This window comes from Bacillus sp. 3255, assembly GCF_031456485.1.
Classification (GTDB): domain Bacteria; phylum Bacillota; class Bacilli; order Paenibacillales; family NBRC-103111; genus Paenibacillus_E.
The window spans coordinates 170,870-194,027 of sequence record NZ_JAVDUS010000014.1; the positions used below are offsets into that span (position 1 = coordinate 170,870).

Annotated in this window: 12 protein-coding genes; 9 read left to right on the plus strand and 3 right to left on the minus strand. The window is 44.6% G+C overall.

Annotated elements, in window-relative coordinates:
* Positions 1-18 precede the first annotated feature (18 nt).
* The 5 genes from J2X61_RS36590 to J2X61_RS21185 all read left to right on the plus strand — a co-directional run bounded on the left by J2X61_RS36590 (position 19) and on the right by J2X61_RS21185 (position 8,158).
* Positions 19-807, plus strand: coding sequence for a cohesin domain-containing protein (locus J2X61_RS36590; RefSeq protein ID WP_310190422.1), 789 nt, complete (start codon positions 19-21; stop codon positions 805-807).
* Positions 808-982: 175 nt separating this feature from the next.
* Positions 983-2,530, plus strand: coding sequence for a response regulator (locus J2X61_RS21170; protein WP_310190329.1), 1,548 nt, complete (start codon positions 983-985; stop codon positions 2,528-2,530).
* A 12-nt stretch (positions 2,531-2,542) separates the two neighbouring features.
* Positions 2,543-4,300 (plus strand): sensor histidine kinase, encoded by a 1,758-nt coding sequence (locus tag J2X61_RS21175; protein ID WP_310190332.1) that lies wholly within the window; start codon positions 2,543-2,545, stop codon positions 4,298-4,300.
* A 4-nt stretch (positions 4,301-4,304) separates the two neighbouring features.
* A complete protein-coding gene (locus J2X61_RS21180; protein ID WP_274465708.1) occupies positions 4,305-5,984 on the plus strand; it encodes an extracellular solute-binding protein in 1,680 nt (559 codons plus the stop codon).
* A gap of 512 nt (positions 5,985-6,496) precedes the next feature.
* Positions 6,497-8,158, plus strand: a complete 1,662-nt coding sequence (locus tag J2X61_RS21185) for a response regulator transcription factor (RefSeq protein WP_310190336.1) — start codon at positions 6,497-6,499, stop codon at positions 8,156-8,158.
* A 92-nt stretch (positions 8,159-8,250) separates the two neighbouring features.
* Here J2X61_RS21185 and yjfF read toward each other — a convergent pair whose 3' ends face one another.
* Genes yjfF through J2X61_RS21200 form a run of 3 tightly spaced genes read right to left on the minus strand, consistent with a single transcriptional unit; the run spans position 8,251 to position 11,743 of the window.
* Positions 8,251-9,213 carry a galactofuranose ABC transporter, permease protein YjfF gene (gene yjfF, locus J2X61_RS21190; RefSeq protein WP_274465707.1) on the minus strand — a complete coding sequence of 321 codons (963 nt, stop codon included), beginning with the start codon at positions 9,211-9,213 and terminating at the stop codon, positions 8,251-8,253.
* Positions 9,203-10,234 (minus strand): ABC transporter permease, encoded by a 1,032-nt coding sequence (locus J2X61_RS21195; RefSeq protein WP_310190339.1) that lies wholly within the window; start codon positions 10,232-10,234, stop codon positions 9,203-9,205. Before J2X61_RS21195 ends, yjfF begins: the two co-directional genes overlap by 11 nt.
* Before the next feature lie 3 nt (positions 10,235-10,237).
* A complete protein-coding gene (locus tag J2X61_RS21200) occupies positions 10,238-11,743 on the minus strand; it encodes a sugar ABC transporter ATP-binding protein (protein WP_274465705.1) in 1,506 nt (501 codons plus the stop codon).
* Between the two features lie 459 nt (positions 11,744-12,202).
* Between J2X61_RS21200 and J2X61_RS21205 the strand changes: the two genes are divergently transcribed.
* From J2X61_RS21205 to J2X61_RS21220, 4 genes are all read left to right on the plus strand, one after another.
* Entirely contained in the window at positions 12,203-15,442 is a 3,240-nt protein-coding gene (locus tag J2X61_RS21205) for a family 43 glycosylhydrolase (protein WP_310190342.1), read from the plus strand.
* Positions 15,443-15,907: 465 nt separating this feature from the next.
* On the plus strand, positions 15,908-19,384 hold the full coding sequence (locus J2X61_RS21210) for a carbohydrate-binding protein (RefSeq protein ID WP_274465704.1): 3,477 nt from the start codon (positions 15,908-15,910) through the stop codon (positions 19,382-19,384).
* A 122-nt stretch (positions 19,385-19,506) separates the two neighbouring features.
* Positions 19,507-20,826, plus strand: a complete 1,320-nt coding sequence (locus J2X61_RS21215) for an Ig-like domain-containing protein (protein WP_310190347.1) — start codon at positions 19,507-19,509, stop codon at positions 20,824-20,826.
* A 219-nt stretch (positions 20,827-21,045) separates the two neighbouring features.
* Entirely contained in the window at positions 21,046-23,109 is a 2,064-nt protein-coding gene (locus tag J2X61_RS21220; RefSeq protein ID WP_310190350.1) for an alpha-glucuronidase family glycosyl hydrolase, read from the plus strand.
* The last annotated feature ends 49 nt before the right edge of the window (positions 23,110-23,158 follow it).

Genomic DNA, 23,158 nt, shown 5'->3' on the forward strand with positions numbered 1-23,158 from the left:
TCAGCAGACAATCGTGTGATGCCTGGGAGCAGCTTTACAGTGGGAGTTAGCTTGAACAATTTGGGGAAAAGTGTTTATGCCGAAGACATTACATTGACTTATGACGCCAATAAATTTGACTATGTAAGTGCGGCAGCGGCAAATCGTAGCATCGAGATCGTTGGAGAGGAGGAAGCAACTGCCGGCAAAGTTAGGCTTATTGCTGCTAACATTGGAGGTGTAACAGGAGCAAGCACGCCGGCTCTAAATTTATATTTTAAAGTAAAAGCCGGTGTTCAGAATACGACCGGCACGATCGAAGCTGCAAAGGCAGACCTTGCTGATTCTGAAGGAACCGTCATTCAAGCAGCGCTTGACAGCAAGAATATTTCAATTGGCAGTGAGGTTGTCATTGTAGATAAAACAGCTTTGACAACGGCCATTTCAAGCGCACAGAGCCTGTATGATGCTGCAGTTGTCGGCACAGAGTCAGGTCAATACCCACAGGCAGCCAAAGATGCCTTCGGCTCTGCGATCGATGCGGCCAAAGTGGTAAGAGACAATGCAAGTGCGACACAGCCTCAAGTAGACAGTGCCGTTGGCGCATTGGGCAGCGCAGTGGAAATCTTCAAGGCAGCGGTTATTCAATCTCCTGACCTTAATAAAGATGGAAATGTTGATGTAGGTGACCTCGCCATTGCGGCTTATCATTATGGGAAGGATTCTAACAGTGCGGATTGGGAAACGGCTAAGAGGGCTGATTTGAATGGGGATCATAAGATCGATATTATGGACATCGCCTATATAGCATCCAAGATCATTGAATAATAGTTCCGTTTAAGTTTGGTACTTAGTGGTACTTAGGCGAATACAAAGGAGATGGCAAATGGAAGGGACTCTTGAAGTTCCTTCTTTTTGTCTGCCTAGCATTCTTTTGGGGATAGGTTAATTATGATACAATAATTTTCATCAATCTGGGCAGATATAGAAGGGGGCAATTATCTTGTTCAAGGTATTGTTAGTTGACGATGAGGTATTCATTCGTAAGGGTCTGCAAAAGTTGATGAAATGGGAAGATTATAAATTTACCCTGATTGGAGAGGCGAAAAACGGTGGGGAAGCTTTGGGCATGATTCACCGTTTGGAGCCGGATGTGGTGATTACTGACATTATGATGCCTGTATTAGACGGGCTTGGCTTGATCCGAAGCGTGAAAGAGGCAGGACACGTAGATCCCGAATTTATTATTATTAGTGGTTATAATGATTTCAAATATGCTCAACAAGCGATTCGTTACGGTGTTCAGGATTATATTTTAAAGCCTATAGATGTGAAGGAACTGGGTGATACACTGCAGAGACTTGCGGTTTCTATTAGCAGAAAGAAATTGACAGCGCTTACGGAGGGGAGATACGCACTCGGTTCTGTGTTGGAGCTGCTGCTGCAGGAGGATCTTCAAGAGGATGAGGCTGTGCGTTATATTGAATCCAATGCTGAAGGATTCCTATTTGCATGGGCCGAGATCCAAGTAGCGCTCGGTGAACAGCAAGTTAGTTTAAAAATTTTCCGAGAAGTATTATCTTCCTTTGGCAAGGCAGGAGGCAGGATCCCCGTGCTTGAGAATACGCAGGGCCGGTTTGGAATGGTAGTAAGTACAGAGGTACTGAATCGGTGGGGGAATGAGGTATCGTATGCCTTGGCGGGGCTTCGTGCAGAGATTTCCAGAGAGCTCCGTCATGAAGTAACCCTCTTTGCAGGCGACATCGTGAATAGCATCGCGCATTTGCGGCAATCTTATTTCGGTGCCAACGAAGCAGTTAAACATAAGTTTGCCGAAGATGGCAAGGATGTCATTCTATATGGGAAAGTGAAAAGCAAGCCTCTTAACATGACCGAATTGGCCCCTAGTACATACCATCAGTTGATGGTAGAGTTGGAGGAAAATAATAAACAAGCTTTCGTAAAAACCATCGACGGCATGTTTTTGACTTTTCGAAATCAGCGATTTGCCCTACATACCGTTGTCAGTCTTCTTTCTGCTTTCAGTTTAAGAGTTATTGATGTCATAAAGCAGATGCACGGCGACGATGAAGAGCAGCGCCGGTTGCTTACAATTCTAGAAGAAGGCCATCAAACTTGGAGCCTCCAGAGGTTAAAGGAGCATTTCTTACAAATGACTTCACAAGCAGCCGAGTATATAGCCCAGCTGCGCAAAGAACAGAATAAGGGAGATATCGAGAAAATCAAGAAATATATCGACGCTCATTATAACGAAAATATTAATCTTAAGAGTATTGCCAATCAATTTTATATGAATTCCGTCTATTTGGGGCAGCTCTTTCGGAAGACCTATGGACCTTACTTCAACGATTACCTCCTAGAGTTGCGTGTGGAGGAGGCGAAGAAGCTGCTTCGGCAAACGGACCTGCGGATTTATGAAATTGCGTCGAGGGTGGGCATTCCGAATGCGAATTATTTCGTAACCCAGTTCGAAAAGCGGGAAAAAGTCTCACCGTTGGACTATCGTAATAAACTCGTTAACAAAGAATAGGTGGCGTTATGGATGCGAAAGATACATCTCAATAATATGAAACTGCGAAATAAACTGCTGCTTATGTATGTGCTGTCCGTCTTCATTCCCATCGTAATGACGAATGTTGTATTCTATAACGTCACATCTACGAATATCCGTAACCAGAAGATCCGAGATGCTGGCGTAGCTTTAGAAAATATCAAGGGTTCCCTGAAGACAGTGACCGATCAGGCGGCCGGCCTGTCCTACTCCTTTTATGTGGACCGGACTTTTAATGATTATCTTGACCGACACTATGCCAGTACGTTTGAGTATGTTGATGCGTATAATTCATACTTGAAAGAGGCCTTTTCCAATTCCGACAAAAATCTGATAAGCATTATGAAATATAGTGTTTACACGGATAACCCTACTATCCTTGCTGGTTATATTGAGCCGTTGACCGATGAAGTCAAAAGTTCCGATTGGTATAGCCAGATCAAGCTTAATCCCGCTTCCTCCCCCATTCTGATTAGCTCGGATCACTCGTTTAGCTTGCTTCAAAGGTTAAATAATTTCCACAACAATACGTTCAGCCCTATTCTCAAAATTGATCTTAACATGAAGAATATCAGCCAATATTTCGAGAACAACGGTTTCGATGGCAAAGTGTATCTTGTAGATCCCCAAGGGCGCGTACAATACAGTAACGATTCCGATACCAATTGGGCACAGCAAATACTTCAATTTAAGGATATTGCACTGCCGCCAAAGTCTGAAGTGTTCAATACGACATACACAGGGATCAATTATTTGGAAGGTTGGACATTGCACGGAGTAATGAACAGAGAAATCGTACTGAACGAAGTACGGAAGTCACGTTTCTTCGTCTTCCTGTTAGCGTGCATAAATTTCGTGGTTCCAACCATCATCATCGTCTTCATGTCCCGATCTTTGCACGTTCGGCTTGTGCGAATTCTCAAACATATGAAAAAAGTTAAAAATCAAAACTTCCAGATCATTCCCCATGATGAAGGACAGGACGAAATCGGCCAGTTGACGAATGAGTTCAACCGGATGACAGAGCGCATGGACAATCTTATTACCGATGTTTATCTTGCGGATATTCAGAAGAAGGATCTGGAACTTAAGCAACAGCAAGCCCAGCTCCATGCTCTTCACAGTCAGATAAATCCCCATTTCCTGTTTAATGCGCTGGAATCCATTCGAATGCGCAGTGTACTCAAAGGTGAGGATGAAACATCAGAGATCATCCATAATATGGCCAAAATGTTGCGTAAATCCATTTCATGGAGTCGAGATTGGATTACGGTCGGCGAGGAATTAGAGGTTATTAAAAGCTTCTTAGAGATTCAGAAATATAGGTTCGATGAAGAGCTAGAGTATGACATTCAGGTCGATGAAAATGCAATAAATTGTAATGTTCCGAATATGATTTTTCTCCCCTTCGTAGAGAATGCCAGCATACATGGAATCGAATCTACTCCGGATAAAGGGATCATTCGTGTTCAAATCGGTGTGGTGGCAAACGAATTAAGATTTACGATTGAGGACAATGGATGCGGTATGTCCCCGGCAAAGGTAGAAGAAATCCACCACCTTCTTAATCAGGATGATGTGATGGGTGAACGGGTCGGTATTAAAAACACCTATTATCGTTTGAAACTTATCTACCGGGAACGTTTTGCGCTCAACATCCACAGTGTAGAAGGGGAAGGAACGCGCGTTGAAATTGTATTGCCTTTGCTCAGCGGGGGACGGTATCATACAATCCGAAAGGGGGAATAGTCGGATGCTTGGAAAGAAAGTGTTTGCTTCAGGGTTGGCCGCCATCTTGTTAGCCGCTGTAGTGACCGGTTGCAGCAGCACTCCGATCAATGCTTCAGGCGTTGCATTTGAAACAGCGGATACTGAGAATAAAGCGCCAGTAACTTTCTCGTATTATCTGTTCGCGCAGGGGACAAAGGATGTATTGGCTAGCGAAACTACCATTGGCAAAGAGCTGCAGAAGCAAACAGGGGTTGATTTCAAACTTCAATATCTTGTTGGCGACAGTGCGACCAAAGCAGGAGTCATGATTGCAAGTGGAGATTATCCTGATGTCATTAGCTCCAGCGGTGAAATGGCCAAGCTGATGGATGCAGGGGCGTACATCGCGCTGGATGATTTGATCGAAAAGTATGGACCGAATATTAAGCGTGTATACGGTCCTTATTTCAATATGATGAAAGCTAAGGATGGTAAGATTTATACGCTTCCATTCACAGCTAATCAGGGATACACGGCAGAACCCGATATCGGCGGCGGTGCATTCTGGATCCAGCGATCTGTACTGAAAGAGTTCGGTTATCCCAGAATTACGACAATAGATGAGTATTTTGATTTGATTAAGAAGTATAAGGGAAAAAATCCGAAGGTTGACGGTAAGGACACAATTGGCTTTATGATATCAGCAGGTGTAACAAACAATTTCTTCACCCTGCAAAATCCAGCTATGCATTTGGCGGGCTACCCCAACGACGGCAGCGTAACTGTGGATATGAAGACAAATGAAGCCAAGCTTGTAGCAGGTACCGACAATCAGAAGAGATGGATGAAGAAGCTAAATGAAATGTATGCCATTGGCTTGTTCGATCCGGAGTCCTTGACCATGAACAAAGACCAATATTTAGCTAAGCTGACTTCGGGTCGCGTACTCGGTTATTTTAACTATGGCTGGCAGGTTGCGGAGGCTACTAAAAAACTGAAAGCAGCCGGAATTGACGAGAAGCGCTATGCGCCGTTACCTATCGTATTTGATAAAGGAATAAAAGATCAATACATAGACCCGCCGGGATTTGTAAACAACTACGGTATCGGTATTACAGTGAAAGCCAAAGATCCCGTTCGTATCATCAAGTATTTCGATAATATGCTGCAGGAAGAAAATCAAATTCTGGTTTCTTGGGGAATGAAGGATCAAACTTACAGTGTTGATGAAAAAGGCCGCTATTATTATAAGGATGATCAAAGTAAATACCATGAAGACCCTGAACTTAGCCGCACATTCGGATTCACCTATTATGGCAATGACTGGCCTCGTTACGGCTATAACTCCGTTCTGAAGGATGGTAACGCTTTTGCACCGGGCAACCAGTCGGAGGTCGTGTCCAAATTGTACACCGAAGGTGACAAGAAAATTCTCGATACCTACGGTGCCAAAACCTTCAGTGATTATTTCAGCAAGCCCGAAGAGCGCAAGTGGTTCCCGGCCTGGTCGATCAGTATTCCTCAAGGATCGCCCGAACAGATCTTTACAACCAGGTCCGACGATCTTCAAAAGAAATATTTATCGAAGATGATTCTTGAATCTCCTGATAAATTCGAATCCATTTGGAATGCATACATCAATGAACTAAACAAGCTGGACAAGCAAGGATATGAGGGGACGATCACCAATGCTGTCAAGGACCGTGTAGCCGGCAAATGGTAAGCACCGTGCTGAGGTGTGAGAGGAGACGAAAGGTTAACCGGAAAGTTTTGGTTAACCTTTTTGGCTATAAGCTGGCGTTCCTTTCCTTTGAGGAGTAATGATTGATGCCTGGTTATGATTGCGCTTACAATATGACAACGATTGGTAAGTGAAGTAAAGAGATGCACATTGTCCGCTCCTTTTCTGGATTTTACAATGAAGATATAACACGTCAAGATCACCGCCGCGTATTTCGTTTTTCATGGAAATGGCGATGTCCGTATTACGGAGCTGACTGCCGATGCAAACTATGCAACCGGAGAAAGTGGTGGGTATGCCGATTTTGCCAATATCCATTATGAGCATCAAATCCGATAAAAGTGCAAAAGATCGAAAGTTTGTTCATTATCTTTTGGTTTATAGACTGTTAAAATAGTGTTACACAGATTTGAAAGCGTTTTAATTCCGGGATATTGCTTCGAAGTTGCTTCAATAGTCACCCTTCTCATTCCAATGGAAAAAGGTGAGCCATAATGAAAAAAGTCATGCTAGTAGACGATGAAATTCTGATCAGGGAAACGATACGGGAGTGCATCCATTGGGAGCAAGAGGGCTTTATTTATTGCGGTGACGCCCCCGACGGGGAAATGGCGCTGACTTTAATTGAGCAATTACGGCCTGACATCATCATTACAGATATTATGATGCCCTTTATGAACGGTTTGGAACTGAGCGCTATCGTTCGAGAACGATATCCGGAAGTGATAATTATTATTTTGACTGGACATGAGGATTTCGGCTATGCAAGAACGGCTTTAAGGATGGGGGTCCACGATTACTGTTTGAAGCCGATCCGTGCATTAGATCTCGTCCAGCTTTTACGCAATGCAAGCGAGTTGATCGATAAAGAACGTGAAATAAAGGCCAGCATTGACAAATTGAGGCAAAGCGAGCTCGAGAAAATTGAAGTTTCGCGTGAAAAGCTGCTGAATGATTTGTGCAGCGGTTTTGTTACAACGATTGAGGCTATTCAGCTCGGCGCGACTTTGTCGCTTGATTTGCAAGCGCGCTATTATGTTGTAGTAATCTCAGATGTGCGTACGGTTGAAGACAAGCCAATATTGGATGCCGGCGTAGCGAGTCAAATAGAAGATAATCTGATCGGGCAATTTCAAAAAGCTCTTGATCGTAAGGAATTGTTACAATTTAAGCGAAGCCGCACGGAGATTTGTTGGCTAATTAAAGGTGAGACGCTAGAACAAATCCAGTTTGAGCTAGAAATTTTCAAGGAAATACTAAATATGAATAACGAACGGATACCTTCTGCTTCGGTTTCGATCGCGGTAGGGATTGGCAGCGTACAGGAACGGCTGATGAATATTCACCTCTCTTTCTTGGAGGCTGTTGAGGATATGCACTGGAGGCGATTATCCAGTCAAAACCGGGTCACGCTTTGGGAATCGATCTCAGGGTCCATGGAACAATACGTTTTCTTGGACCGTGCCTGGTTCGTGAACTTCCTGAAAATAGGCTCTCCTTCACAATTATCTTCGTTCTTGGAGGAATACGCCTCGGCATTGGCTGGTATTGATTGGACCTCCTCCCCAATTGGTTATTACATTCTTAATGATTTGACATTGGAGGTATTTCGTTCGGCTAAGGATATGTACCGGCATTGGGACGCGCCTGAGGACACGCTTCAGCAGTTGCAGCAAATTCTCAAGACGGTTCGTTCTACGGAGGATGCGATTCACTATTTGACCAGCCTCACAAATCAGTTTTGGTCGTGGCGTTCTCAAACGAATGACAGATATGGCGATATGCTCAGGAGTGTTAAGGAATACATTCATGCTAATTACAACAATGACACTTTTTCGCTTCAGGATGCAGCGGAGCATGTCAAGGTGAGCTCCAGTCATTTAAGCAAGGTATTCAGTCAGGAAACAGGCCGCACGTTCATTGAGTACTTGACACATTATCGTATTCGTAAAGCGATGGAGCTCTTTAAAACGACATCGTACAAATCGTTTGAAATTGCATTTCTCGTCGGTTATAACGACTCCCATTACTTCTCTACTCTCTTTAAACGCATAACCGGGATGACCACCAAGGAATTTAAGAAAAGTGGGAATTTGGATAGCGCCCTCTTGGTCATGGAGCGGAGCGAAGCCAGTGAGCAGTTGATTAAACGATGAGCATGAATTGCTATCATCCATCTTATGCATTAAGGATGAAACTTAATGAAAGAAAGGACTTTGGCGGAACCCGCCAAAGTCCTTTTGTTGTTTTACTTATTAGCCCATTTTCGCTCACTTAATGCCTTCTGGAGAAGGATGAATATGCAGAGTAGTAAACCAATTACAATTTTAGTCCACCAAGAGCTAAGCGTACCTTCGAAACTAACTATCGTTTGGATGACCCCTTGAATCAGGACTCCAAAGAAGGTACCTGCTATATAACCTACTCCGCCGGTTAAGAGGGTTCCGCCAATGACGACGGCCGCGATCGTATCAAGCTCCATTCCCATGGCATGTAAGCCATAACCAGATAACATATAGAACGTGAAGACAACGCCGGCGAGTGCAGAGCATAAACCACTGAAAGCGTAAACGCCCATCTTTGTTTTCGCAACAGGTAAGCCCATTAATAGAGTGGATTGTTCACTACCGCCGATAGCATAGGTATTACGTCCAAAGCGGGTATAATGTGCCATATAAAATCCAATCGCCACAACCATGAGTGCGATGATTACGCTAATCGAAATGAAGTTACCTCCTGGCAGCGGAATTTTGGTCTGTGCAATACGGGTATAAAGTGCATTATCGATTGTAATTGTGTTTATGCTGATCACGTAACAAAGTCCTCTTGCTAGAAACATCCCAGCGAGTGTGACAATAAACGGCTGGATATTGAAGTAATGAATAATCGCTCCCATCCCCCAGCCGAAAAGGGTCCCAATTATTAATACGAATAAGATTACAATAACAGGGGGCCAGCCTGCTTGCAAAAGCGAGGCAGAGATTATCGTCGTTAATGCGATTACCGATCCTACCGATAAATCGATACCTCCTGAGATGATAACAAAGGTCATCCCAACGGCCGTAATGAGTAGAAAGGCATTATCGATTAACAAATTTAATAGAACCTGCAAGGAGAAGAAACCTGTATATCTGAACGAGCCTGATATATACATCAATGCGAATAAACAAACGGTCACATAGATAGGAATATATTTACGATTAAGCAGCATGACGTTTAACCTCCCGTTCTGCCGGATATTTGCGAGCCTTCCAGCTCATAAGTATCGTTTTGCGGAAGGTTTCCGATTGAATGAGACATACAGCAAGGACAACAATGGATTTGACGACTAATGTAATTTCGGGTGGAACTCCGATCATATAAATCGTTGTTGTCAGGGTCTGAATAATTAATGCTCCGATTAGCGTACCGCTAAGATAAAATCGTCCTCCATTTAATGAGGTTCCTCCGATGACAACGGCCAGAATGGCATCCAGTTCATACCATAAACCCGCATTATTACCGTCCGCGCTAGAGACGTTTGAACTCAAAATTAAACCGGCAATTCCTGCGCACAATCCGCAAAAAATATATACAGACAGCGTAACGGTGTGAGAGCGAACACCTGCCAAAAGACTTGCCGTCGGTTTACAACCAACGGACTCAATAAATAACCCAAGGGCTGTTTTACGTGTTAATAAAACGGAAATCACAAAAACAATGGCAACAAGAAAGATGGAAAAGGGCAGAGTCCCTAAAGAACCGGCACCAAGATATTTATAAGACGAGCTCGATACGGTAATAATTTGACCGCCTGTTATTAGCTGTGCAATTCCTCTTCCGGCAACCATTAAAATCAAAGTGGCGATAATGGGTTGAATACCTGTTTTCGCAACTAGGAATCCATTCCATAAACCTAGCAGCAAGGATAATGCAAGGGAGATCCCAACGGATAACAATAATGTTCCCAATGCGTTTTGATCGCCGCTTTTACTAATCGTTAGACAAGCTACAGCACCGGATATGGCTACAACAGATCCCACAGAAAGATCGATACCCTTTGTTGCAATAACTAAAGTCATACCAATTGCTACAAGAATGAGAGGGGAACCGAAATTCAGAATGTCAATTAAACTTCCGTATAAATGGCCATCTTTCATTGTAATAGCGAAAAAACTGGGGGAGTACACCAAATTAAACAATAACAAAATAGCTAACAGACATATCGGCCAAAACAAATGATGCTTCATCATGACTTAACCTCCCGCTATCGCCTTCATGACATTTCGTTGACTGATTTCCTCTCCTGACATTTCCTTCACTTTCTTACGGTCTCTAAGAACAACGATTCGTTCGCTAACTCGAAGCACCTCTTCAAGCTCCGACGAGATAAATAGGACCGACATGCCTTTATGTGCAAGAGAAAGGACCAGCTTTTGAATTTCTGCTTTTGCGCCAATATCAATCCCCCGCGTCGGCTCGTCCAGAATGAATAGTTTTGGTTCAGTCAGAAGCCACCTGGCAAGCAGTACTTTTTGTTGATTGCCGCCACTTAGATGCTTAATTAAATGCTCGGGATTGGGCGGATTGATATTTAAAGCACGGATATACTCTTCGGCTATCTCATCTTGCCGTTTTCTTGAAATCGTTTTAAACCAACCGCGAGTTGCCTGAAGAGCTAGAATTATATTCTCACGAATGGTTAAATCATCAATAATCCCTTCCGTCTTGCGGTTCTCTGAACAAAAAGCAATTCCTTGATCAATCGCTTGTCTTGTCGATTGTACATCGACGATGGAACCGGAAAACTTTAATTCACCCGAATCGGCACGGTCTGCAGCGAAAAACAGTCTGGCAAGCTCTGTTCTCCCCGAGCCTAGAAGACCAGCCAGGCCAACAATTTCACCCTTGCATATCGAGAGATCAACTGGTTCAATCGATCCTTTTTTGCCTAAGGCCGAGGCTTCCACGAAGACTTCATTTTTTAGATAATGCACATTATTTTTGGGAAGTTCATCGAGAAGACTAATGTCCTTGCCTATCATCTTCGATACTAGTTCTATGCGAGGGAGGTCTTTAGCCAAATGCTCGCCAACATATTCCCCGTTGCGAAGAATAGTTATACGATCTGAAATTTCGTATACCTGGTCGAGGAAATGAGTGACGAATAAGATAGCCAATCCTTCATTTTTCAGCCTGGACATGACCGTAAATAGCTGCATAACCTCGCCACGATCAAGACTTGAAGTCGGTTCATCCAAGATGAGGACTTTGGCTGATATACTTACAGCTCTTGCAATCGCGATTAGTTGCTGAACAGCTACTGAGTATGTATGCAAAGGTTGCGTTACATCAATCTCAAGATTCATTCTCTTTTTCAACAACTGCTCGGCCTGCCGATTTATCTCTTTCCAGAGAATACGGCCGAATCGCCGAGGTTCTCTACCGATGAATATATTTTCAGCCACGGTAAGATTAGGACATAGATTAACTTCTTGATACACGGTACTGATACCAGCCTGCTGTGCATCCCGGGGGCTGGTGAATTTAGCCGCTTTCCGGTCCAACATTACGCTACCTTGATCAATGGAATAAACTCCTGTCAGAACTTTAATAAGCGTTGATTTCCCAGCTCCATTCTCTCCCATCAAAGCATGAACTTCTCCCGGGAACATCCGGAAGCTAACGTCTGACAGAGCTTTAACACCAGGAAATTGTTTATGAATACCGGACATTTCTAGAACGGGCTCGTTTTCCCTCATTGGATAACACCTCTCTTAGATGAGAATAGCCAGTCCTCACGAGCACTAACATCAGAGCTGGCCGATTCCTTATGAATTCATTATAGAAAGATCACAAATCATTTTATACAGAGTTTCTAACTCGTTTCTTGTAAATTTTTTAGCGCTGCATCTTGCTAAAAGGCAAAAGTTCATTTTCATTCGCAAAAAATTTGATTTTTGGCAAAAAGGATCATGGACGTATTACCTAAAAAATGAACTTTTATAAAAAGAAATTACATCGTGCTTTAATAATCGCACAGTTATAATGAAGGAAATATTATCCAGGGGGGCGGTAAAATGTTTCCAATTCAATGATGATCCGCAATATTTAAAGCGCTATCAATTTCTGCTTTTAAATTCATGGGAGTACAGATCACTCGTCCAAATGGTCAAAAATTAGCTTTCAGACTGAACCAGAATGGGAGGAAATTCAAATCCATGTATAAAAAAATGTTTGCATTCTTATTAGTTTTTACATTAGTGGTAAGTTGTTTACCAGGCAGCAATACGGCACAAGCTGCAGAAAGCACTGCGAAAAATCCAATTATCTGGGCCGATGTACCGGATGTTGATGTCATTAGGGTAAACGATACTTATTATATGACCAGCACGACCATGCACGTAAACCCAGGCGTTCCAATTATGAAGTCTAAGGACCTCGTCAATTGGGAAATTGTCAATTATGTATACGATATTCTGGCCGCTAACGACAAGCAAACTCTTTCAAATGGGCAGAACCTATACGGTCAGGGCTCATGGGCAAGCAGCATTAGATACAATAACGGCAAGTTTTATGTAGTGTTTGCTTCCAATGATATTGGTAAGACCTATGTTTTTCAGACTACGGACATAGAAAAAGGTCCGTGGGAAAAGTATGAATTAGCCGGTGGCGTTTATCATGACATGTCCTTGCTGTTCGATGATGACGGACGTGTTTATATGGTTTATGGAAATGGAACGATTAAAATAATTGAGCTTACAGCAGATGCGACAGCAATCAAAGCAGGCGGTATGAATAAAACAATCATTCAAAATGCTAGTGCTCCAGGAGGCTCTGGCGGTCTTGGTGCTGAAGGCACCCACGTATATAAAATTAATGGAAAATATTACATTTTCAATATTTCATGGCCATCAGGGAGTATCCGTACTGAGTTAGTCCACAGAGCGGATACGATTGATGGAGCATATGAAGGGAAAATTGCTTTAAGATCCGGCAGTAATTCTAACAGTGCCGGTGTAGCGCAAGGGGGAGTTGTTCAGTCCCCTGACGGGAAATGGTATGGCGTGTTGTTCCAGGATTACGGGTCCGTGGGCCGTATTCCTTACATTGTGCCTATGACCTGGAGTCAGGACGGATGGCCTGTATTCGGGGATGTCAATGATACGGGGATTCCAGCGGCGCTTTCGAAATCCTGGGTTTCATCGGACAACTTCGATCAGAGAACAGAGAAAGTTAGAGCATATCATACAGAGGTAGCAAGCGGTGAAAACGACGATAATGGTTCGAATCTCTCACTTGTATGGCAATGGAACCATAATCCGGATAATAGGTTCTGGTCTCTAACTGATCGCACAGGGTATCTGAGACTTAAGACTGGTACAACGAGCACGGATATTTTGAATGCAAGAAATTCTCTTACACAGAGAACCTTTGGACCGGAGAGTTCTGGGACAGTTGCGTTAGATGTTAGCAATATGAAAGATGGGGATTATGCTGGGATTGCGGCATTCCAAAAAAACTATGGATTTGTCGGCGTTAAAATGTCGGGAAATACCAAATCCATCATCATGGTGAATGGCAGTTCTGGATCGGCAGTGGAATTAGCAAGTATCCCTCTTAATCAAAATACGGTCTACCTAAGGACTGAACTGGATTTTAAGAACAGGACGGATAAAGCTTATTTTTATTTCAGTCTTGACGGTCAGCGTTGGGCATCGATAGGAAACACACTCCAAATGTCGTATACAATCCCGCATTTTATGGGCTACCGTTTTGCATTATTTAATTTTGCGACTCAAACAACAGGCGGTTACGTTGACTTTGATTATTTTAAATTAGATGACAAGTTATCAGGCTCAAATTTCGACACGAATTTAAAATCGCTTCAGATGAATGGCGTACAACTGAGCGGATTTAATCCAAGTGTATACAGCTACTCCGTCGATCTGCCAGCAGGCTCAGCACCGCCGCAAATTACGGCCGCTTCCAATGACGCTGATGCAACTGTCACAATTACACAAGCAACGGCTGTACCAGGAAAGGCCACAGTGACTGTAAGCAGGGAGGGTCTGCAATCAGCGGTCTATACCATTAATTTTAATACGCCAGCCTTTGTGGCTATTGAGGCGGAAGCGGCTGCAGAAAACTCAGCTAATGCTTATGTACATGGTGTAGCAAATGGCCATACATGGACGCTAGTTGACGGTCAATCCACGAAAGCCATGTTATTTGGACCGGACGACGGCACCTCTGTTACGCCAGGAACGGATGCGGCGAGTCTTGCTGCAGGTTCCAGTCTTAATTACAAAATCAACATTCCAACGGCAGGAAGTTACAATGTTTGGTTGCTTGCGAAAAGCCATAGCTTCCAAACGGATTCTATCCACGTCGGGCTGGATAATCAGTACAAATTTACATCCAATGGTATTCAGAGCGTGAGTAACAGCCAGTTCAGATGGATGAATCTAAGTAATGGCGGTACAGCTGTAACAGGCGGCACAACGTTAAATATCACTGCCGGTGAGCATGAGTTGAATCTATGGGGAAGAGAATCCGGCTTAATTATTGACCGGATCTATCTAACCACAAGCAATTCAACCACAGATCCTGTGTGGCCGGCGGTCGAGCCGAAAGTACCTACAGCTGCAATAACGGCAGATAACAGCGTAAAGCCTGGAAGCAGTTTTACAGTTGCAGTTAACCTGAACAACCTGACACAAACGGCTTATGCTCAGGACATGACCTTCTCCTATGATCCTAATGTTTTCGATTATGTAAGTGCGGCAGGCTCCAATGAAAACATTGTGATTGCCGGCGAGGACCAAGTGACCGCCGGAACAGTTAGACTCATTGCGGCTAATATCGGAGGGGTCACGGGAGGCAGCACGCCGATTATGAATCTTGCTTTTAAAGTGAAGTCCGGTGTTCATGATACGTCTGGAACGATTGCTGTTACTCAAGCCAAGCTGGCTGGCCCGGATGGAACGGTTGTTCAAGCAGCTATAAGCAGTAAGAGCATTTCAATTGGCAGTGTTGAAGTTGTCGTAGATAAAACCGCCTTGACAGCTGCGATTTCGAATGCACAAAGTCTGTTTGACACGGCTGTGGTTGGAACACAACCCGGTCAATATCCGCAGTCGGCTAAAGATGCGTTAGGGGCTGCCATCCAAGCGGCCAAAGCTGTAAATGACAATGCAAGTGCAGCACAGTCTCAGGTCGACAGTGCCGCAGCGGCACTGGGCAGTGCAGTGGATATCTTCAAGGCTGCGGTAATCAAGTCTGCGGACATGAATAATGACGGAAGCATCAATGTGGGAGATCTGGCGATGGTTGCTTACCATTATGGCAAGGATTCCACAAGCGCGGATTGGGCAATTGCTAAAGCTGCTGATCTGAACGGGGATAATAAGATCGACATTCTGGATCTTGCGTTGGTTGCATCTAAAATACTTGAATAGGTCATAACGCTAACAAAAACTGAATGCTAGTAAGCTCTATCCTTAACATGTGATCTCATCGTGGGATAGAGCTTACTATGTAGAAAAAACGCCCGAAAAAAATAATCAATTAGCTCGCCTGATTCGCCTAAGTTTAGTCGTTTTTGACATTCGCTTCGCGCAAAATCCCACCTAAAATTTCAACTTTTTAAAAAAGAAATTACATCGTGATTTCCAAATAGCAAAGTTATAATTAAAGCAGTCAGAAGGACAATGGCAGTCATAAGCAATGTTCGAGTATCTGGAATAAGAAAGGGCTAGGAACTAGGAAACTTATTCTGTGTCAGTGTTAATGAAAGCGCTTTATTTTCCATGGCGTAGATGGAGTGAAAGGAGGTGTCCAGGCAAAAACGAGTTATAGATTGCAAGTAGAAATGTGATGGCTAACGCAACAAAAATCATTTTCATGACGGTGGAGGTTGTTCTATGAAAAAGTGGAAGAAAGTGCTTGGGGTGACAATGGCTCTAACGGTTGCGCTCACATCAAGCCCGGTAATTACAGAGAGAGTCGAGGCTGCGACAACGACGGTCACGCCAGCGATCGGCAAAACTCCTGGCAACGCAAATCCGCTATTTACGCAGAAGTTCGGTGCTGATCCGTATGCCATGGAATATAACGGCAGAGTTTATGTTTACATGACCAATGATGTATTTGAATACAATGCAGACGGGACTATTAAGGATAACGGATATGGCAAAATTAATAAGATTACGGTTGTTTCATCTGACGATATGATCAACTGGACAGACCACGGCGAAATACCTGTAGCTGGCCCGCAAGGTGCGGCCAAATGGGCCAATAATTCCTGGGCACCGGCAGCTGCACATAAAACGATTGATGGCAAAGAGAAATTCTTCCTTTACTTTGCTGATAGCGCGAACGGAATAGGTGTGCTCACAGCGGATAGTCCCATCGGCCCCTTTACAGATCCAATTGGAAAGGCTTTGGTGAATAGAAACACACCAGGGGCTAGTGATGTTACTTGGCTGTTTGATCCAGCGGTATTGGTTGACGATGATGGAAGTGGATATATCTATTTTGGCGGCGGCGTACCGACGGGTAAGGAAGCTGACCCGGGGACAGCGCGTGTGGCTAAGCTCGGAGCGGATATGATCAGTTTGGATCTGAGCGCGAGCGGTGGAACACTGGGCCGCATCAATCCGCCTTGGTTGTTTGAGGACTCAGGCATTCATAAATATAATGGAAAATACTATTACTCTTATTGTACGAATTTCTCAAGCGGACATCCGGCGGATATTCCAACTGGAACGATTGCTTATATGGTAAGTGATAATCCAATGGGCCCATTCACGTATGTGAAAACCATACTGCCTAATCCGGCAACCTTCTTCGGTGTTGGAGGCAACAACCATCATGCCGTCTTTGAATTTAAAGATCAATGGTATATCGTCTACCATGCCCAGACCCTCGCTAAGGCATTGGCTGAAAGCGGGACTGTACCTCAAATGGGGGGACAACCGCATGGATACCGTAATGCACACATTAATAAGGTCAATATTGATGCAAACGGAGTCATTGAAAATATTACTGGGGATTATAAAGGTGTCCCGCAGTTGAAAAACTTCAATCCATATACCAGAGTTGAGGCTGAAACCATCGGTTGGAACGGGGGCATTGCCACAGAAGCCACTACTGAGCCCGGAGGAATGGTAAGCAGCATAAACCTGGCTGTTACCAATATTAATGATGGAGACTGGACAGCCATTTCCAAAGTCGACTTTGGTGCCACAGGAGCAGGAGTATTTAAGGCTAATGTTGCAAGCGGGTCGGCCGGCGGCACGATAGAACTCCGTCTTGATAGTGCGGACGGCGCCTTGATTGGGACACTTCCGATTTCCAACACAGGCGGAGACAACGTATGGAAAACAAAAGCAACAAATGTTTCAGGCGCGGCAGGTGTTCATGATGTTTATATGGTATACAGAGGAACATCTGCAGGCAATCTGTTCAAGGTTGACTCCTGGCAGTTCGAACCAAAGAGTGCTGTTCATGAATTAGCTGCCATTAATGCCTCCATCAATAAACAAAAGATCGACACTGTTTCCGGAACGAACCAAGCAACTATGAAGGTTACTGCCGTATACTCCGATGGGACTAGTGAAGATGTTACTGCTCAAGCAACTGCAACATCATCGCCTAGCAGCATCGTAAGTGTCAGTGAAGGAGTAGTCACCGGCATTGGCTATGGTACGGCAACCATTAACGTAACCTATGGCGGTAAAACAGATACACTCAATTTACTGGTTAAGGACTTGAACAGTGAGTTGACGGTAAAGAATATTACGGTTGATAATGCTTCTTTCGCACTGGATGCGGGCAAATCCGCCACATTTAAAGTAACAGCAGAGTATATGGATGGACATACGGAAGATGTAACGAAATTAGCCACTTATACGAATTCGAGTCCTGCCGTAGCAGATGTTGCAAACGGTACAATTACTGCCAAAGCCAGTGGAACAACCAATGTTACTGTAAGTTATAAAGGGACATTAGGCGATGCAGCAACAACGCAAATGAATGTAAGTGTCAATACGCCTGCCGTAGTGGCCATTGAAGCAGAAGCTGCAGCAGAAAACTCAGTTAATGCTTACGTATATGGCACCATAAATGGACACACTTGGTCGCTGGTTGACGGACAGTCAACGAAAGCTATGTTATTTGGCCCTGATAACGGTTTTGCCATGTCAGGTACGGATGCAGCTACACTGGCATCGGGATCAAGTCTGAACTATAAAGTCAACTTCCCGGCTACCGGTTCTTATAACGTATGGTTACTTGCGAAGAGTATTGATTATAATTCAGACTCTATCCACGTCGGATTGGATAATCAATATAAATTTACCGCCAATGGTATGCAAGGCGTGAGTAACAGCCAATTTAAATGGATTAATGTTAGCGGTACAAGCGCAGGGGTAACCGGTGGAGCTGCTTTGAATGTTACTGCCGGCATGCATGAATTGAAACTGTGGGGGAGGGAAGATGGGCTTATTATAGACCGAATCTTGTTAACCACAAGCAGCGCAACGACTGATCCAGTCTGGCCAGAACAGAAAGGACCAACAGCTGCAATTTCGGCCGAGAGCAGTGTGAAGCCCGGCAGCAGCTTCACAGTGGCGGTGAATTTAGACAACTTGGCACAAAGTGTTTATGCTCAGGATATTACCTTGTCTTATGATGCCAACGTATTTGACTATGTCAGCGTGGCAGGTGCAAACGACAATATCCAGATCGTGAAAGAGGATAAGTCGACCCCTGGCAAAGTTAGACTTATTGCCGCTAATATCGGCGGGGTTACTGGAGCCAGCACACCGGTTCTCAATCTGACCTTCAAGGTTAAGGCCGGTGTTCAGGATACGACGGGAGCGATTGCAGCAACGCAGGCCAAATTCGGCGTAGGTCCGGAGGGAACCGTGGTGCAGGGAGCTCTCGGCAGTAAGAGCATTGCAGTAGGCAGCGTGGAAGTCGTTGTAGATAAGTCCGCCTTGATAGCTGCGATTTCGAATGCACAAAGTCTGTTTGACGCAGCAGTGGTTGGAATGCAACCTGGTCAATATCCGCAGGCAGCCAAAGATGCTTTAGGCGCTGCCATCCAAGCAGCCAAAGCTGTAAACAACAATGCGAATGCGACACAAGCCCAGGTTGACAGTGCTGCAGCAGCACTGGGCAGCGCAGTGGATATCTTCAAGGCTGCGGTAATTAAATCTGCAGACATGAATAATGACGGAAGCATCAACGTGGGAGATCTGGCGATGGTTGCCTACCATTATGGCAAGGATTCCACAAGCGCGGATTGGGAGACTGCTAAAGCTGCTGATCTCAATGGGGATAATAAGATCGACATTCTGGATCTTGCGATTGTTGCAGTTAAGATACTCGAGTAACTGATTGAATATTTAGTTGAACTGCGAGTTTATGCCCTCTCTCGATAAGTTAATTTCTAGCGAGATAGGGCATAACTCTAATATCTTTAGAGATCACCTTTTCTTAAAAAGGAGTTCGGCAGATGAGAAAAGTAAAAAAAATTGTCTCCTTACTTATGTCTGCGGCTATATCGGCGAGCATTTTTATCGGCGTGCCACCTTCCGTTAAAGCTGCAACCGATGCAAACCTAAATCTAGGGCATAAGATTGACGGGGTAAGCAGTGCTATAGTATTGGATTCTTCAGGCAATACAATCAAGACTCTAAATACGGAAGAGGTTGTACCCGTAACAGATGTAACAGTTGCGTTAAGCATGATCAAGGGGTCCACCGCAACACTGCTTGCAACAATATCTCCCGGGAATGCTGCAAACAAGACAGTTACCTTTTCATCAAGTCATACAGAAGTAACAACAGTTACTGAAGCATTTTACAATCCTTCTACAGGTGCTACTAGCGTAAAGGTAAACGCAGTAGCAGAAGGAAATGCAGTCATTACTGCAGCCACAGCAGATGGCAGTAAAACCGCATTGTTTCATATTACGGTGGTTTCATCCACCCAACCATTAGTACCTACCGCTGTACTTTCGGCAGACAACAGCGTTAAACCTGGAAGCAGTTTTACAGTAGGCGTTAGTTTGGCGAATGTGACACAACAAGTTTTTGCTGAGGACATCATCTTAACTTATGATGCCAATGTTTTTGAGTATATAAGCGCTTCTGGTGCAAATGCTGACATTCAAATTGTTACAGAGGATAAAAGTACCGCTGGCAAAGTTAGACTTATCGCAGCTAACATCGGAGGAATATCGGGGGCTGGTACGCCTGTTCTGAATACAATTTTTAAAGTAAAAGACGGCGTTCTAAATGCTAGCGGGACAATTGCAGTTACACAGGCAAAGCTTGGGGTAGCTCCTCAGGGAACTGTAATTGAAGCGGCCCATGGCAGTAAGAACATTTCAATCAGCAATTCAGAAGTGGTTGTAGATAAGGCAGCATTGATTGCAGCCGTTACCAATGCTCAAAATTTATATGAAACGGCAGTGGTTGGTTCACAACCTGGACAATATCCGCAAGCAGCTAAAGATGCATTCGGCGCAGCCATCAGCGCAGCAAAGGCGGTAAAAGACAACGGAAATGCCACTCAGATTCAAGTAGACACTGCGGTTGAAGCGTTAGGTAGTGCTGAAGCTATTTTCAAAGCAGCGGTCATTAAAGTCGTATCAGCAGATCTGAACAAGAATGGAAGCCTCGATGTAGGTGACCTTGCGATTGCTGCTTACCATTACGGTAAGAATTCAACTAGCGCAGACTGGGCGACTGCCAACATGGCCGATATGAATGGAGATGATATAATCGATATTGTTGATATTGCGTATATTGCGTCCAAGATTCTCGAATAGCTGAACGAAGAAGCCGCTCCCTGGGAGCGGCTTCTTTGTTTCAAGTGATCCGTTCAGATTCATATACAACCGTAGAAATGATAAGTATCTTTAAAAATTACAAATCATCTTGGGTTCTTCCATGGTGTAGTCATACGCGATTTCATATAATCGAAATCAACGGAATGAATCTTAAGTAAGCATGGATATGGCTAAACAACGACTAGGAGGATTATTCGAATGAGCAGCAACGGATATGCTTGTTGGCTGGATTACGAGCTTACGTCAAGGGCAGCGAAAGAAGCTGCCAGGGAGTGGGCAAGGGAAATCATCATAGACGAATCGCCTCAACAAGGGACACTACAAACAGCTGTTAATGAGCTAGTAATAGGTCTTGAAGCGATGCTTGGACAGCGTCCGGCTATCGTAAAGGATTCTGGGCAGCATCGACAAATTGTACTGGGCACATCACGTTCCCCGCTGGTGGCGCAAATGTTGAGTGAGAACGAATTGGGGGGAGTCGGCCCGGAAGGTTACCTGATCAAAACCGTTCATACAACGAATCGGGAAGCGATCTTGCTGGCTGGCGGTTCGAGTAAAGGCTGCTTATATGGCGTGTTCCATTTGCTGCGGCTGTTGTCAACCGGGGCAGCTCTTGATTGCCTTGATATTAAGGAACAACCGAAATATCAACTGCGTATGATCAATCACTGGGACAATATGGACGGCTCCATTGAGCGTGGCTATGCCGGGCGCTCCTTTCTGTTCCTGAACAATGAGGTTTTGGCTGGTTCACAACGAATACGGGACTATGCTCGCTTAATGGCCAGCATCGGTATCAACGGTATTGCTATCAATAATGTCAACGTTCATAAGCACGAAACACTGCTGGTGACGGAGACATATTTACCTCATGTCGCAGTTGTGGCCGATGTATTTCGCGAGTATGGCATTCGACTGTTCCTCAGTGTGAATTATGCCAGCCCGCTTGAACTGGGAGAGACTACGACTGCAGATCCGCTTGATTCGAGTGTAGCGGCATGGTGGAAGACGACAGCTGAGAACGTATATCGCTATATCCCGGATTTCGGAGGGTTTGTTGTAAAGGCTGATTCGGAGAACAGACCGGGTCCGTTTACTTATGGGCGAGATCATGCAGATGGAGCCAATATGCTGGCGGAAGCGCTAAAGCCATATGGCGGACTAGTGATGTGGAGATGCTTCGTCTATAATTGTCACCAAGATTGGCGAGACCGTTCGACTGACAGAGCCCGTGCCGCCTATGATCACTTTAAGCCGCTGGACGGCCGATTTATGGATAATGTCGTGCTGCAGATTAAGAACGGGCCTATGGATTTCCAAGTGCGTGAGCCCGTATCGCCGTTGTTCGGTGCCATGGAGCGGACGAATCAAATCATGGAGTTTCAAATTACGCAAGAATACACCGGTCATCAGATTGATGTGTGCTACTTAATTCCACAATGGAAAGAGATTCTTGAATTTGATACCTACATGAAGGGGCAAGGCAGTACGATCAAGGAAATCGCGGCTGGCACTGTACATCCATATGTCCATTGCGGTATTACAGCCGTAACCAATGTGGGAGATGACGCGAATTGGACGGGGCATCATTTGGCACAGGCGAATTTATACGGATACGGTAGACTGATTTGGAATCCCGAGCTTACGGCGGAGGAAATCGCCAAGGAATGGGTACTCCTAACGTTCGGCGATCATCCCGATGTTGAAAACACAATAACGGATATCTTGATGTCATCATGGCAGACCTATGAGAACTATACCGCCCCGCTCGGAGTAGGATGGATGGTGCGCCCGCATCTTCATTACGGCGTTGACGTGGATGGTTACGAGTACTCCAAGTGGGGGACATACCATTTTGCCGATCATGCAGGAATAGGCGTGGACCGGACGACTGGAACCGGAACTGGCTATACGGGACAATATGGTAAGGCGAACGCTGAGCTATATGAAGGACTTAACAGATGCCCGGATAAGCTGCTTCTATTTTTTCACCATGTGCCATATACGCATCGGCTTCAGACCGGCAAAACCGTCATTCAGCATATTTACGATACACACTTCGCTGGCGTGGAGCAAGTGGAGCAGTGGATTGCACGCTGGCAGGACCTTGAAGGTAAGATGGACGCGGAGCGCTTCGGTCATGTCGCACGGCGACTTGATTTGCAGCTGGACAATGCCAAACAATGGCGAGACGTCATTAACACGTACTTTTACCGGAAATCTGGTATTTACGATCAAGGTCAGCGAGTCATCTACGTGTAAAAGAGGACTATAAATAGAAATAAAAAACTTCCCTTCCCACGGCAATATG